The organism is Devosia lacusdianchii (genome assembly GCF_022429625.1).
In the GTDB taxonomy this organism is placed as follows: domain Bacteria; phylum Pseudomonadota; class Alphaproteobacteria; order Rhizobiales; family Devosiaceae; genus Devosia; species Devosia lacusdianchii.
Genome location: NZ_CP092483.1, coordinates 3,727,975 through 3,741,532 on the forward strand (window position 1 = coordinate 3,727,975; position 13,558 = coordinate 3,741,532).

At 61.9% G+C, this 13,558-nt stretch carries 17 protein-coding genes; 7 read left to right on the forward strand and 10 right to left on the reverse strand.

Annotated elements, in window-relative coordinates:
* Window positions 1–30: 30 nt before the first annotated feature.
* The 6 genes from MF606_RS18320 to MF606_RS18345 all read right to left on the reverse strand — a co-directional run bounded on the left by MF606_RS18320 (window position 31) and on the right by MF606_RS18345 (window position 4,696).
* Entirely contained in the window at window positions 31–1,023 is a 993-nt protein-coding gene (locus MF606_RS18320; protein WP_240230761.1) for an amidohydrolase family protein, read from the reverse strand.
* 96 nt (window positions 1,024–1,119) lie between these two features.
* Window positions 1,120–2,031 carry a fumarylacetoacetate hydrolase family protein gene (locus MF606_RS18325; RefSeq protein WP_240230762.1) on the reverse strand — a complete coding sequence of 304 codons (912 nt, stop codon included), beginning with the start codon at window positions 2,029–2,031 and terminating at the stop codon, window positions 1,120–1,122.
* 4 nt (window positions 2,032–2,035) lie between these two features.
* Window positions 2,036–2,434 carry a RidA family protein gene (locus tag MF606_RS18330; RefSeq protein ID WP_240230763.1) on the reverse strand — a complete coding sequence of 133 codons (399 nt, stop codon included), beginning with the start codon at window positions 2,432–2,434 and terminating at the stop codon, window positions 2,036–2,038.
* Between the two features lie 14 nt (window positions 2,435–2,448).
* Window positions 2,449–3,510 (reverse strand): Ldh family oxidoreductase, encoded by a 1,062-nt coding sequence (locus MF606_RS18335; protein WP_240230764.1) that lies wholly within the window; start codon window positions 3,508–3,510, stop codon window positions 2,449–2,451.
* Window positions 3,510–3,926, reverse strand: coding sequence for a cupin domain-containing protein (locus tag MF606_RS18340; protein WP_240230765.1), 417 nt, complete (start codon window positions 3,924–3,926; stop codon window positions 3,510–3,512). Before MF606_RS18340 ends, MF606_RS18335 begins: the two co-directional genes overlap by 1 nt.
* 95 nt (window positions 3,927–4,021) lie before the next feature.
* Window positions 4,022–4,696, reverse strand: a complete 675-nt coding sequence (locus tag MF606_RS18345) for a GntR family transcriptional regulator (RefSeq protein ID WP_240230766.1) — start codon at window positions 4,694–4,696, stop codon at window positions 4,022–4,024.
* A gap of 193 nt (window positions 4,697–4,889) precedes the next feature.
* Between MF606_RS18345 and MF606_RS18350 the strand changes: the two genes are divergently transcribed.
* From MF606_RS18350 to MF606_RS18370, 5 genes are all read left to right on the forward strand, one after another.
* Complete coding sequence (locus MF606_RS18350) at window positions 4,890–5,852, forward strand: ABC transporter substrate-binding protein (protein ID WP_240230767.1); 963 nt, start codon at window positions 4,890–4,892, stop codon at window positions 5,850–5,852.
* A 62-nt stretch (window positions 5,853–5,914) separates the two neighbouring features.
* Window positions 5,915–6,667: an ABC transporter permease gene (locus tag MF606_RS18355; protein ID WP_240230768.1), complete on the forward strand. Its 753-nt coding sequence runs from the start codon at window positions 5,915–5,917 to the stop codon at window positions 6,665–6,667.
* Complete coding sequence (locus tag MF606_RS18360) at window positions 6,664–7,461, forward strand: ABC transporter ATP-binding protein (protein ID WP_240230769.1); 798 nt, start codon at window positions 6,664–6,666, stop codon at window positions 7,459–7,461. Before MF606_RS18355 ends, MF606_RS18360 begins: the two co-directional genes overlap by 4 nt.
* The gene (locus tag MF606_RS18365) at window positions 7,458–8,219 is read left to right on the forward strand and encodes an ABC transporter permease (RefSeq protein ID WP_240230770.1); all 762 of its coding nucleotides are present in this window, start codon (window positions 7,458–7,460) and stop codon (window positions 8,217–8,219) included. The genes MF606_RS18360 and MF606_RS18365 overlap by 4 nt, the downstream gene beginning before the upstream one ends.
* 139 nt (window positions 8,220–8,358) lie before the next feature.
* Window positions 8,359–8,496, forward strand: coding sequence for a hypothetical protein (locus tag MF606_RS18370; protein WP_240230771.1), 138 nt, complete (start codon window positions 8,359–8,361; stop codon window positions 8,494–8,496).
* Between the two features lie 221 nt (window positions 8,497–8,717).
* Here MF606_RS18370 and MF606_RS18375 read toward each other — a convergent pair whose 3' ends face one another.
* The 3 genes from MF606_RS18375 to MF606_RS18385 all read right to left on the reverse strand — a co-directional run bounded on the left by MF606_RS18375 (window position 8,718) and on the right by MF606_RS18385 (window position 11,405).
* The gene (locus MF606_RS18375) at window positions 8,718–9,482 is read right to left on the reverse strand and encodes an ABC transporter permease (RefSeq protein ID WP_240230772.1); all 765 of its coding nucleotides are present in this window, start codon (window positions 9,480–9,482) and stop codon (window positions 8,718–8,720) included.
* The gene (locus tag MF606_RS18380) at window positions 9,479–10,291 is read right to left on the reverse strand and encodes an ABC transporter ATP-binding protein (protein WP_240230773.1); all 813 of its coding nucleotides are present in this window, start codon (window positions 10,289–10,291) and stop codon (window positions 9,479–9,481) included. Before MF606_RS18380 ends, MF606_RS18375 begins: the two co-directional genes overlap by 4 nt.
* 85 nt (window positions 10,292–10,376) lie before the next feature.
* Window positions 10,377–11,405, reverse strand: coding sequence for an ABC transporter substrate-binding protein (locus tag MF606_RS18385; RefSeq protein ID WP_240230774.1), 1,029 nt, complete (start codon window positions 11,403–11,405; stop codon window positions 10,377–10,379).
* Window positions 11,406–11,618: 213 nt separating this feature from the next.
* On the opposite strand from MF606_RS18385, the gene MF606_RS18390 reads away from it, so the two are divergent.
* Entirely contained in the window at window positions 11,619–11,984 is a 366-nt protein-coding gene (locus MF606_RS18390) for a cupin domain-containing protein (protein ID WP_240230775.1), read from the forward strand.
* 226 nt (window positions 11,985–12,210) lie between these two features.
* The gene (locus MF606_RS18395; RefSeq protein ID WP_420842222.1) at window positions 12,211–12,531 is read left to right on the forward strand and encodes a hypothetical protein; all 321 of its coding nucleotides are present in this window, start codon (window positions 12,211–12,213) and stop codon (window positions 12,529–12,531) included.
* Window positions 12,532–12,592: 61 nt separating this feature from the next.
* Here MF606_RS18395 and gcvA read toward each other — a convergent pair whose 3' ends face one another.
* Entirely contained in the window at window positions 12,593–13,483 is an 891-nt protein-coding gene (gcvA, locus tag MF606_RS18400; protein WP_240230776.1) for a transcriptional regulator GcvA, read from the reverse strand.
* Between the last annotated feature and the right edge of the window lie 75 nt (window positions 13,484–13,558).

Here is a 13,558-nt window from a genome sequence, read left to right on the forward strand (position 1 = left end):
CGACAAAGCGAAGTGGGCAAAGGGCGGGCGTTACTGACCGCCCAGTCCTGGAACAGCATCCAGCCTGTTGAGCAGCTTGAGAGTATTTTGATCCACATAGGCTAAACGCCTCGTGCTCTCATACGTACCAAGCTGGACGTGCGGGTCTATCAGCCCCATCGGAAAGGGCCAGTCGGAGCCAAAGACGACGTTGGTCGCGCCGAAGGTCTTCTCGGCCGCTTCCGCCGCTGCTTCGCCGTGGCAGATGCAGTCGACGAAAATGCGCCCGAGAACCTGCTCGGGCGGCGCAGCGTTCAGCACCATGCCGGGCCGAGCCGTGTCGAAGCCGCGCTGCCAGCGCCCGGCGACCATCGGCGTCAATCCGCCGCCATGGGCAAAGCACGGTACCAGCCGCTGGTGGCGCTCGAGCACACCAGCCAGCACGAGATGGGCGATGGCCACCGTGCTCTCATATGGATTGCCCAGCAGATTAGTCAGATAAAAGGCGCTCAAGCGAGCATCGGCACATTCGCCGGGGTGGAAGAATACGAAGGCTGCGATGTCATCAAGGGCCTGCCACAGTGGTTCGAATTCAGCCAGGCCAAGGGTGCGCTCATCCCCGGTCCCGGCCGGCATGGCGAAATGGCGATGCCCGGATGCCGCAGCCGCCCGCACGATTTCGGCGGCGATCAGCGGCTCCTCGGTCGGCAGATGCAGCAGCGCCGTGAGCCGGCCCTGCGCTTTCTCGACGATGCCTGCGAGACCGGCATTGAGATAATCGGCCCAACTTCTGGTCTCTTCGCCACGTAGGTGCTGTCGATAGGTCGGCGGGGGCACGGAGACGAAGGCATGCGCCACCGCGTTCTGCTCCATCCAGGTCAGGAGCTTGTCGGGCTGGTAAATGCTCTTCATGCCCACGACATGCCCGTCGAGACTCATCACCCCTGCCCCGGCATCCCACGTTACGCCCTCGAATGACGCGAGGCGGGCCTCATCCACGGGAATGAGATGGGTATGGACGTCAAGGGCGATGGTCTGGGTCATGATGCATCCGGAAAAATGAGGCCAGCACCAGGGTGCCGACCTTGAAGCATTTCAGCGCGCGGTTGACGCACTAAAATACTCCAGGTCTTTGGCTGGTCAGGCAGCAGGCTGGCTCATCGAGGTGATGTCTGTCGAGCCATGCAGGTCTGCAGCGACGACGCGATTGCGCAATTCCCCCAGGCCTGTGGCCGAAATGACCATTTCGTCGCCCGGTTTGAGGAAGACCGCCGGCTCGCGGGCATTGCCGATGCCCTGCGGCGTGCCGGTAATGATTACATCGCCCACTTCGAGCGTCATGCCGAAGGAGAGTTCGGCGATCAGTTCGGCGATGGGGAAGGCCATCTGCTTGACCAGCGCATTCTGCATTTCCTCGCCATTGAGGGTCAGTTGCAGCCGGATTTCGGGCACGTCGAGTTCGTCGGGCGTGACGATCCAGGGCCCCATCGGCATGGTCTTGTCAATGCTCTTGCCCTTGAGCCACTGCCCGCCATGGCGGCGTTGCAGGTCACGCTGCGACACGTCATTGGCCAGGAAATAGCCGAACACATGGTCGAGCGCCTTAGCCTGCGACACCGAGCGGCAGCGCTTGCCGATGACGATGGCCACTTCGGCTTCATAGTCCCATTTGGCGGAGATATGGGGATCGAGCCCGATATCATCATTGGGACCGATGACCGTATTGGGCGCCTTGGTGAAGAAGGTCGGCGCGTTGGGCTTGTCGACGTCCTGCCCCTCGCGCTTGCCCTTGCTTTCCTCGAAATGCGCCCAATAGTTCCAGCCCGTGCACAGCACGTCGCGGGTGAAGCGCTGGATCGGGGCGGCGAGCGTCACGCCGGCCAGCGGCATGGCAACCACAGATGGTTCAGACAGCAGCGCCACGATGGCGGCGTGGCCCTTGCCAATCAGCGTCACCATGTCTCCGGCTGCTTCGGGCAAAAGGCGAATGGTTTCGCTTTCGACGGCGCCGACGCGCGGCACGCCAGCGAGCAGAACAGTTGCGAGTTTCATGGCCTCACCCGTTCGGCAGCACGGCGATGGCGCTGATCTCGATGAGATATTCGGCATTCACCATCTTGGCGACCTCCACCATGGTCGAGGCGGGGACTGGCGCCTTGAAATACTCGGCGCGCACTTTGTGGATGGTCTGGAAGTGCTCGATATTGCGCACATAGACGTCGACACGAACGATATCATCGAGCGAGCCACCGGCGGCCTCGACCGCGGCCTTGAGGTTTTCGCAGACCTGGCGGGTCTGCACTTCCACATTGCCGATGCCGGCAACCGAGCCATCGGCCGCGCGGGCCGTCATGCCCGAGATGAAGACCAGCTTGCCTTTAGCCTCGATAGTGGTCGCCTGGGAGAAATGGCCGTTCGGCTTGGCCAGGCGGTCGGTTTGGATCTGTTCTTTCATGGATATTCTCTTTGCTAGAAATAGGAGGGCAGGTCGACGCCCAGCGCGGCGCCGGCCTCAACGAGACTGTTGAGGGCGGGTGGCGCCACGCGGGCGCGTCCCTGGGCGCGGCTGCGGGCCACATGTGCCAATTCGCCCGGCGCATAGACGCGATCAACGCCCGGCGCCTTGCGCGAAGCGGCAACCCGCCCCAGCTCGGCGCCGGCCCGCTGAACGAACTCGGCCTGGTCAACGAAGTGATCGACATGGATGGCGATGAACAGGTTTGAACAGCGATAAGGCTTGGCCGGATCACCATAGAGGCCGCTGACCTCGGGACCGATGGCGCCGCCCGACAGGCCACCCGCCAGAAGATCGATCATGAAGGCGAGGCCAAAGCCTTTGGGTCCGGCCGCCGGCAGGAGCATGCCTTCGATGGCCTTTTGCGGATCATTGGTGGGATTACCATCGCGATCAGCAGCCCAGCCATCGGGAATGTTGCGACCGGCTGCGGCCGCATTGCGGACCTTGCCCATAGCCGCGGCGCTCAGCGCCATGTCCACTTCGGGCGCGAAAGCGGCATCCGAGGGCACGGCGATGGCGAGCGGATTGTTGCCGGTCAGCGGCTCGGCGCCGCCAGTGGCCGGCATCAGCGGCCGCGTATTGGACATGACGATACCCACGACGCCCTGGTCGGCCATCATGCGGGCATAGCGGCCAGCCGTGCCAAAATGAAAGGCATTGCGCACCGAGACGGCGGCGAGGCCAAACCGGCGCGCCCGCTCGACGGCAAGCTCCACGGCCTGGCGGGCGGTCAGTTGGCCAAGCACATCACCGGCATCGAGCACGACCGACGCCTCGCGATCGGAGACCACCACGCCCTCTTCGGCCCGCGAGACCGAGCCGGCCTTGAGGCGCTGCAGATACATGGGCACCAACATCACACCATGGGAGGCAACGCCCTCGATATCGGCTGCCACCAGGTCTTCGGCGACCTGCTCGGACGCGTGAGGTGAAATGCCGGCTGCGGTGAACAGGGCCGCCACGCCGCGCTGCAGGCCCAGAGCGCTGACCGTTCCATTCTGGTCGGCCAGCATCAGCGGGCATCCTCGTCATTGTCATACCAGTCGGGCCGCACCGGATAGTGCGGGCCGTCATAGATCTCGACAACGACAGTGTCCTCATGCGCCAGGGTCGGCCCATGCACATTGCCCTTGGGATTGCAGTAGAAGGAGCCTGGCTTCAGCGTCACGCCGGTGGCGGTATATTCGTAGTGCCCCGACAGGCAGAACATCATCTGGTTGGAGGCGTGCAGGTGCGGCGTCGGGATACTGGCCCCCTTGTCGAACTTGATCAGCGCCACAGAAGCACCGGTCTCCTCGTCCCGCCACAGCATCTTCTCATGCACGCCCTTCAGCGACTTGGCTCGCCAGGGCATGTCATTGGTCTGAAGCAAAATCTCTTCGAGTGAAGGCGCGCCCGGGGGCATGCCGATCTTTCCGTCCTGCGTCATCTGTCACCTGCATGTTGGGGAACAGGTCACCAGACCATCCCTCTCTACAGGCATAGAGACACTAAAAACGACAATCAAGAAGATAATCGAAAATCTTACAGGTTGGCTCCGGCTTCGAGCGCGGCGAGCAGCTTCTTGGTGGTGCGTTCGAGATGACGGCGGTTCAACGCCAGAGCCAGTTCAGTGTCCCGGCTCAACACGGCCTCCATGAGGGCCTGATGCTCGGCGACATCGTCGCGCACCTCGCCCCCGGCCGTGATCGAGAGCGCTACATAGCGCTCGGCCTGGTCGAACAAACGGTTGCGAATGCCCAGCAAAACCGCTGAATCGCAGGCCGCCACGAGCGCCGCGTGGAATTCGCGGTGATAACGCAGCCAGTCGGCATTGTGTTCGTGCCCCGCCGCGTCGAGGTGCTTGGGTACGCTGGCAAGGCGATGCATCGAGGCGACAATGGAGGATTCCCAGTCCACACCGCCCTTTGCAATGGACCACTTGAGCGCCAGCGCTTCGATCTCGATGCGGGTGCGCGACAGGTCCTGCAGGTGTGCCACAGAGGCATCGGCGACGCGAAAGCCCTTGTTTTCCTCAAGCACGACAAAGCCTTCGGTCTCAAGGCGCATCAGGGCTTCACGCACGGGACTGCCGCCGACATCATAACGCTGGCGCAGGGTTTCTGCCCGCAACCGCTCGCCAGGACGCAGCCGACCGGTCAATATGTCCTGCCTCAACTGGCTGAATACCGAGGCATTCAGTGTCGCGTGTTCATTCATGGTCGATCGGCCCTGTTTTGCTGCTCACTCGCGTACCCATAATTAATCGGGGAGAAGGCGTCACGCAATGTGATTTTAGACAACCATATTGAAAACCGACAAATAGATATATTTTCGAAAATCTCTTGACGTGGATGCCCAGCGGTCTTTTAGTGATTGCCGGCCTTGGGAACGGGCCGTAGGAGATTTTGACATGACAAAGACGGGGCGCGCCACAGACATTGGCGCAATGGTCATTGCATTGATGGCAACTTCGGCCTTGCCGACGATGGCAGCCGATGCGGTATTCGGGTTTTCGGGCTGGGCCGTGGGTTACCTGCCAACGGCCGTAGCGATCGATCGGCTGACCGAAATGGGTTACGAAATCGAGGTCGCCGAACTGGGAGGGAACAGCAATCAGCTGCAGGCGGCCGCGACCGGCGCAGTGCAGATCACGGCCATTGCGCAGGTAATGGACGCCATCGATCAGGGCCTCGACAGCCGCTTCTTCATGGAAGCCAATACCAATGAATTCCTGCTGGTCTCCAAAGCCGAGTTCGAGACTTGCGAGTCGCTTGACGGGCGCACCGTCGGCATCCAGTCGACCGGCTCGTTTGTCGGCCAGCTCGCCATCCAGTGGCTGGCCCAGGCCTGCCCGGGCACCAATACAAACCTGACCGTCATCGAGGGGTCGGACAATCGCCTCGCGGCACTGCTCGCCAACCAGCTCGATTCCAGCGTGGTCGACCTGCAGGACTGGACCCTGCTGCAGCGCGCCAAGCCAGGAGAGTTCACCGTCACTGGCGATTTCACCAAGATGATGCCGATCATGCGTGCAGCCTTTGCCGCGCCGCAGAGTTTCATCGCGGAAAACCCGCAACTGATCGAAGACTGGATCCGCGTCCACCTCGACGTCTATCGCGAGGCCTATGACAATCCTGACCTGCTGGTCGATAAGGGTCGCGAACTGCTGGGTGAAATCGACCCAGAGGCGCTGCCCGCCATTGTCGAAGCCTTCCTCGCCGCGCAGGTCTGGCCGGTTGACGGGGGCCTCGGCAAGCAGGACGTGATGGACACGATCAACTTCTTCAACAATGACGGGGAGCCCTTCGTCAACATCAAGACTGCCGACGACGTTGCCGACCGCACCATGCTGGACAAAGTGCTGTCGCAGTGATGGGCTCCAAGGAAAGCAAACAAAGCGGAGCCCCCGGGCTCCGCTGGACACCCGACCACATCGTGGAAACGGCACTGGGGCGAAATCTCGTCCGCGCCGGCATGCTGCTGGCCCTGATCGGGGTATGGCAGCTTGTCGGCAATGATACGATCGGCCTGCTCTTCCCCACCTTCGGGCGGACCCTCGCCGCATTCTGGACGCTGGTCAGCGACGGCACGCTGCAGATGGCGCTGTTCGTGACCAACCAGTCCTTGGCGGTTGGCTTCCTGGTCATGCTGGTCATCGGTATTCCGCTGGGCATCGTCACCGCCCGCGTGTCGCTCCTGGACCGTATCGTCACGCCATACATAACCTTCCTCGTCGCCATTCCGGTGATCGCACTGATCCCAGTGGTGCAGGCGCTGATGGGTCTCACCTTCGCCGCGCGCGTCACTGTCGTGGTGTTGTTCGGCATTCCCTACATCATCATCAACACCGCTGTTGCCGTTCGGCGCGTCGACCCAATGCTGACCGAAATGGCCACCAGCTTTGGGGCCTCGCCCTGGGTTCGCCTGCGCGACGTGGTCCTGCCGGCCGCCGTGCCCGGAATCATGGCTGGCATCCGCATCGCCCTGGGTCAGGCGCTAATCGGCATGGTCGTGGCGGAGCTAACCATTGTCGGCGCCGGCATCGGCAGCCTCATCGCCGACCTGCAGGGTCGCTTCCGGGTTGCTCCGGTTCTGGCCATCGCCGTCACCATCGTGCTCGAGGGCGTGTTGCTGATGACCATCGTTGAATGGATCGAGCGTCGTCTCGGTCGTTGGAGTCAATCATGACCGACAATCTGGCCCCGGCCATTTCCATCAAGAATCTCACCAAATATTACGGCCCGACCAACGGCAACCGGATGAAGGCGCTGGAAAGCGTCAACCTCACCGTGGGTCGCGGGGAGTTCGTTTCCATCATCGGCCCCAGCGGCTGCGGCAAGACCACCATGCTCAAGATGGTCGGCGGCATTCTCGGCTGGGACGAAGGGAGCGTCGAAGTGTTGGGCAAGGCCGTCACCGGCCCCGGCCCCGAACGCGCCACCGTGTTCCAGTCTTTTGCGCTGTTGCCCTGGATGACCATCATCGACAACGTCTCCTTCGGCCTCAAGGTTCGCGGCATGGCCAAGGCGGAGCGCTACGCCATCGCCCGGCGCCTGCTGGCTTCGGTGGGCCTGGCCGATTTCGAGTACTCCTATCCGCGCCAGCTGTCTGGCGGCATGCAGCAGCGCGTGGGCCTGGCCCGGGCCCTCGCCGTTTCGCCACAGCTGCTTTTAATGGACGAGCCTTTCTCAGCCATCGACGCGCAGACACGGCTGATCCTGCAGACCGACCTGCTCGACATATGGTCCAAGACGGACCTTTCGGTCCTTTTCATCACCCATGCCATGGATGAGGCCGTCTTCCTCTCCGACAAGGTGGTCATCATGGGGGCCCGGCCGGGCCATGTCACCGATGTCATCGACGTCGACCTGCCGCGTCCCCGCACCGAGGAAACCCGCCGCGATCCGCGTTTCGTGGAGCTGACGGGCTTTGTCTGGGATCGCCTGCGCGGCATGATCCAGGCCGACGAACAGGCCGCATGATGGAGGCACTGCAAGACACGGCCCGCCGCAAGGGGCCCTTCCTCATCTCCCTCGTCGCGCTGGCCGCCATCTGGGAGATCGGGGGCCGCAGTACCGACTTGATCACCCTGCCCCCGCTATCCGATGTGCTTGTGGCCTTCTACAAGCTCTGGGCCAGCGGGGACGTTACGGCACCGCTGCTCGACAGCACACTCGCCCTGATTTATGGCCTCGTCATCTCGCTGGTCTTTGGCAGCCTCATCGGAATCGGAATGGGCATGTCGCGCTTCGTCGAGGTGGCTGTCAGCCCCTATGTGAAGGCGGGCCTTTCGGCGCCCATGATCGCCTTCGTGCCGGTTTTTTTGATGATCTTCGGCATCGGCCCGGCCACGCGTATTGCCACTGTGGTCGCCTTCTCGATCTTCATCGTGGCGACCAATGCGGCCACGGCGATGCGCTCAAGCGATCCGCGGCTGATTGAAATGGCCCATTCCTTCGGCGCCAGCCGCTGGGCCATTTTCCGCGATGTCCGCCTGCCGGCCGGGGCGCCCTATTTCCTGGCCGGATTGCGGCTGGGCGTGGCGCGCGGTATCAAGGGGCTGATCAATGGTGAAGTGCTGATCGCCATCATCGGTCTCGGGGGTCTGGTCAAGAAATACGGCACGGTCTTCTCCATGGACCAGCTTTATGCGGTGATCCTGCTGATCGTGCTCTATGCGGCTATTGCCGTGGGCCTCGTATCGATGCTCAGCAAACTGATCGTGGCTGAAGAGAAATGATAGAGCCGCCCATCTTAGCGCCATTGCAAATGGTCCGGATGGGCGGCCGTTGGCATACCGAATTGGCGACGCCGATGTCCGTGGTGCGTGCCGCGACATCGGCTTTCGGCGACGAGCCGGAGGGCCTGACGCTCGAGCAATGGTTGAACGCGCGTTCGGCACCAGCTGGACGGTGGATACGGTCAGCGACGGCAAGCTCATCCTCCGTCTCATCGAACCGCTCGATATCTGCGAGATCGAGGAATTCGACGTCGATCCCCTGCTCTTCCTAACCTGATCGGGCGCTCCGCGCCGTTTGCGAAGCCGATGATGCAGTGGCTCTTTCGGGAGCAGAGCGAGCGGGTTGTGTGACCTCAATAGCGAGCGCGCCATCGACGATTTACAGTTTTATCGAATATCGTTCAGATGCGGACCGATCCGTGGCGTTGTTGCGGTGTAGAATTCGTTCATCCAGCCTGACTGTGGAGCAGGGGCGGCCTGGCTGCCCCTGCTTTGCTATCAGTGGTGGCCGGTTTTGGCCCAGGGCATGGTCAGGCGTTCGACCAGTGCCACTACGCCGAACAGCAGCACGCCCAGCATGCTGAGCCAGACCAGCGCCGCCCAGGCGAGAGGGCTGTTCAGCTGCGAATTGGCGGTCAGCAGCAGATTGCCCAGACCCTCGCTGGAGCCGACGAATTCGCCGATCACCGCACCGATCACCGTGAGCGTCACCGCCACCTTGGCGCCGGCGAAGACGAAGGGTAGAGCTGCCGGCAATTGGACCTTCCAGAAGATCTGAAAGGGCGAGGCGCGCAGTGACTTTGCCAGTTCGATCAACCCCTTGGGCGTCGCCCGCAGGCCCGTTGCCGTGTCCACCACCACTGGGAAGAAGGCCACGAGGAAGGCAATCGCCAGTTTGGATTCCATGCCAAGCCCGAACCAGACCAGGATAATGGGCGCCACGGCGACTTTGGGCACCGATTGCAGCGCGATCAGCCCCGGATAGAGCGTGAGGTTGAGCACGCGCGAATTGGCAACCGCCACCGCCACGGGAATGCCAACCAGGATGGCCAGGGCAAAGCCATAGACGCATTCCTGCAGGGTCGGCCAAAGGTGCCGGGCCAGGAGGCCAAAATTTACCGTACTGGCCCAGGCGACATCGGAGGGACTGGGCAGGATGATCGGGTTGATGTTGAACAGATCGGTATAGAGCTGCCAGGCGAGGATGATGATGGCGAGGCCGGCAAAGGGATAGATGGCGTGCAGAACTCTGGTGTAATTCATCGGGCGATCCCCAATGCGCGGCCGGCGCGGTGTTCGTAATCGGTGAATTGGGCGGTGTAGCGCATGGCCGTTTCCCGCGGATAGGGCAGGTCGATCTCGATAAATTCGGCGACGGTCGAGGGGCGCTTGGAAAAGACCGCCACAACGTCAGAGAGATAGATGGCTTCGGAAATCGAATGGGTAACGAACATCACCGTGGCGCCGGTCCTTGCCCGAATGGCGAGCAGAAGATCGTGCATTTCCATGCGCTTGAGCTCGTCGAGGGCGCCAAAGGGCTCATCCATCAGCAAGAGCTTGGCGTCATAGACCAGCGCCCGGCACAGCGCCACGCGCTGTTGCATGCCGCCGGACAGCTCGGACGGATAGCGGTTCTCGAAACCGGACAGCCCGACCAGATCGAGCAGTTCGCGCGCCCGGGCGATGCCGGCCTGGTTCAGTTCACCCCGGATCTCGAGCGGAAACAGCACGTTCTTGAGGACAGTGCGCCAGCTCATCAGATTGGGCTGCTGGAAGACGAAGGCGAAGTTGGGATGCGGCCCCGTTACCGGCCGGCCGTCGATGGTGACCTGACCTGTCGTCGCGCGTTCGAGGCCGGCGACAATGCGCAGGAAGGTGGTCTTGCCGCAGCCGCTGGGGCCGAGCAGGCTGACCAGTTGCCCGCGTTTGAGGCCGAAACTGACCCGTTCGATCGCCGTGATATCTGCCTGGCCCGGCAGCGCGAAAACCTTGCCGACATTGTCGAACTGCCCAAAGACCGGGGCTTCGTCGGCAGGGCCCGATGGGGCCTGTGCTGGTGAAGTGGACGTCATGAATGTTCCGATATGATTGGAGCCACCCTCACCCTTGCCAGGTGCGGGTGGCCTCCAGTGTTCAGGATGTTGGCTTGGCTAAGCCTCAGGGCTTGATGGCGTCTTCGGGCAGGAAGCCCGTCGCGAAGATCGCCGATGCCTGCGGCGCCGTGCCCGTGACGCCGACATTGTCGAGCACGAAAGCGAGGCCGGTTTCCATCTTGCCGGCATCGAACCACCCAAGGCCATTGGCCGTGGTGTCGTCGGTCACCACCAGGCCGCGGACGATTTCGATCTCGGCAAGAATGGCCGTCTTGTCCAGACCATCGACATATTTCAGTTCGTGATCGGCCGCCGCCTCGGGATTGTCGAGAGTGAATTTCCAGCCTCGCAGAGCAGCATGAACGAACTTCCTGACCACATCTGGATTGGCTTCGATGAAGGCGCCGGTGGCACCGATGCCATTTGAATAGAGCTCGAGACCGTGATCGGCGAGCAGGAAGGTGTTGAGCTCGGTGCCCGCCTCGGTCGCACCCTTTTCGAGGCCAGGCTTGGACATGACGAAGAATTCGATGGCGGGGACCTGGCCGCTGAGCAGGGCACTGGCGCGCGCCGGCGGGGCGACATTGGCCACCTGAAGCGTCTGCGGATCGAGGCCCTGCTGCTTCATGTAGCCCTGGATGACCTGGGGTGTGATGCTGCCGGCGCCACTGCCGATGGTCAGCCCTTCAAGCTGGGCGGGTTCGGTGACATTGGCGCCATTGGCCAGCGAGAAGATGGCATAGGGCGCTTTCTGGTAATTGACGGCGACCATCTTGATGTCGTTGCCGGCCGCCTGTGCCAGGATAACGCCCGGCAGATCGACGAAGCCGAGCTGGGCGGTATCGGAGGCTATGGCCTGCATCACCTGAGCAGTGCCCTGCGCAGGAATGATCTCGACATCGAGCCCCACTTCCGCGAAATATCCTTCGCCCAGCGCGGCATACCAGGCTGCATGGCGGCCGAGCGGGATGAAGTCGAGCGAGAAGGTGACTTTGGTCAGTTGCTCCTGCGCCATTGCTGGCGCCACCACGCTACTACCCATTATCGTGGCTGCAGCCAGCAGACACATTCCCAGTTGTTTCCAAGCTGTCATTATAGTGCTCCCTGTATCGGCGACGCCCAGCCGAGCGCCGGCGTGACCAACCCCCTCGGTCACGAGACATCAAACACACGCCTAAAAAATCGACTCGTCAATTGATTTTCGATTATCGTGTTGAATTTCGGCATTGTGAAGGCTAGGGTTGAAGTTGAAGCAAGGCTGTTTCGGCAGCGCTCAGGCCCGCCGGCAATCGACATGAGGGGTGGTATGAACGACGATCACGGTTTTATCCTCGCACGGGAACAGGGGATCACGCTGGGCGAGATCGGCCACCGCATTTTTTTCGAGAATGATCTCACGCGCGTCTGGGAGGTGCGGCTTGAGCCCGGGGAAACGCTGGGATTCCACATTCACCGCCATCCCTATCTGGTGGTGTCGCTGGAAGGTGGCGCCAACCGTATCGAAACGATTTTCGGCCAGACGATTGATGTTGACGAGCCATCGGGCCACACCGTCTTCATCAATGAAAAGCGCGCTATCCACCGTCTGACCAATACCTCCGGGGTGCTCTACCTGTCCCGCCTGGTCGAGTTCAAATCCGAAATCTGGATTTACGACGGTGAGAGCAACTGACGTGGTGGCAATCGGTAGCGGACAAAATTGCATCGGCGGCGCGAGGCTTCTTCTGGAACAACAAGTCCCTCTTCCGCCACTGATGGCCATGACGTAGCGGCTTGCTGCCTTGGCTGGCCAAATCCGAATATGGATCTCAGAGCGGATCGACAGCTCTTGGAAAGCTACTTAAAGTTCGCGGACGCCCAGAGCAGCTGCTGGATATGGCTACCCTGGTGCGGCGCGCGTGGCTCTCGGGCCGGAATTGCCCGCGCTCTATTCGACCGACGATCATCTTGCGCGGGATCTGATGGCCGCCGGCATTAGGGTAGACGATCCACTCTGGCATTTGCCGCTGTGGTCACCCTATGACGCGATGATGAACTCCAAGATTGCCGACGTGAACAACGCTGGCACCAGCGGCTTCGCCGGCTCAATCACGGCCGCGCTATTCCTATACGCTTTGTCGACCGGGCGAAACCTCACCTGGACATCATGGCGTGGGCACCCGAGGCCGCCCAGGTCGCCCCCTCGGCGGAACAGACCACGGAATTCGATCGGTTTATGACGTGCTGAGGCAGCGCTATCATAGGCGCTGACATCGTCCGGCCATTGGCTCGATGGACCAGTTACCTGAGCTGGTCCAGCACCCATTGCCTGAACGCCATGACACGCGGCAGGCCGGCCTTCGTCTGCGGGGTGACCATATAGTATGCCCCCGGCCCCGCAATTCGCCCCGGAAAGGGCGATACGAGCTGGCCCCGCGCCATTTCCTCTTCGATGAGGAAGGTCGGCACCAGCGCCATTCCCAAACCGGCCTTAGCTGCCTCGATGATCATGAAGAAATGCTCCAACCTCGGGCCCCAGTTTATGTCAGGCAGGTCAGAGCCGATGGAGCGGAACCAGTATTCCCAACTGTCAGGGCGCGTCGAATGGTCGATTAGGCGATAGTCGGCCAGCTGAATGGGTTTGATAAGCGGGGGCCGGCCCTCCAGCAGCACCGGGGAGCAGACGACCTGGATTTCCTCGCTCATCAGCGGATCGATCAGCGCCTCCGACCACTGGCCATTGCCAAAGCGAATGGCAATGTCGATGCGCTCGCGCGTGAAATCGAGCTCGCCGTCGCTGGACACCACATTGACGGAGACATCGGGATAGAGCGCCTGGAATGAGGGAAGTCGCGGCAGCAGCCAGCGCGTCCCGAAGGTCGGCAGCATGCCGACAGACAGCGTGCCCTTGCCGGCCTTGGACGACATCAGCTCCACCGTTCCGGCTTCGATCAGGTCCAGGGAGCGGCTGATCAGGCGGCTGTAGTAGGAGCCCTGGTCGGTGAGCTGGATGCGCCGGCTACGCCGCGTGAAGAGCGGCACCTCGAGATATTCCTCGAGGCTGTGCACCAGGCGGCTAGCGGCGCTTTGGGTGACGTTCAATTCCTCGGCCGCGCGCGTGAAGGAATTGTGTCGCGCGACAGCTTCGAAGGTTCTTAATGCGTTGAGCGATGGGAGAACGCGTCGTTTCACCGATTATCATTCCATAGAGTCATGCAAGGGCGATCTTTATGCGCCTTGCGGCGAGACGCCAAGCAGATAGCATTT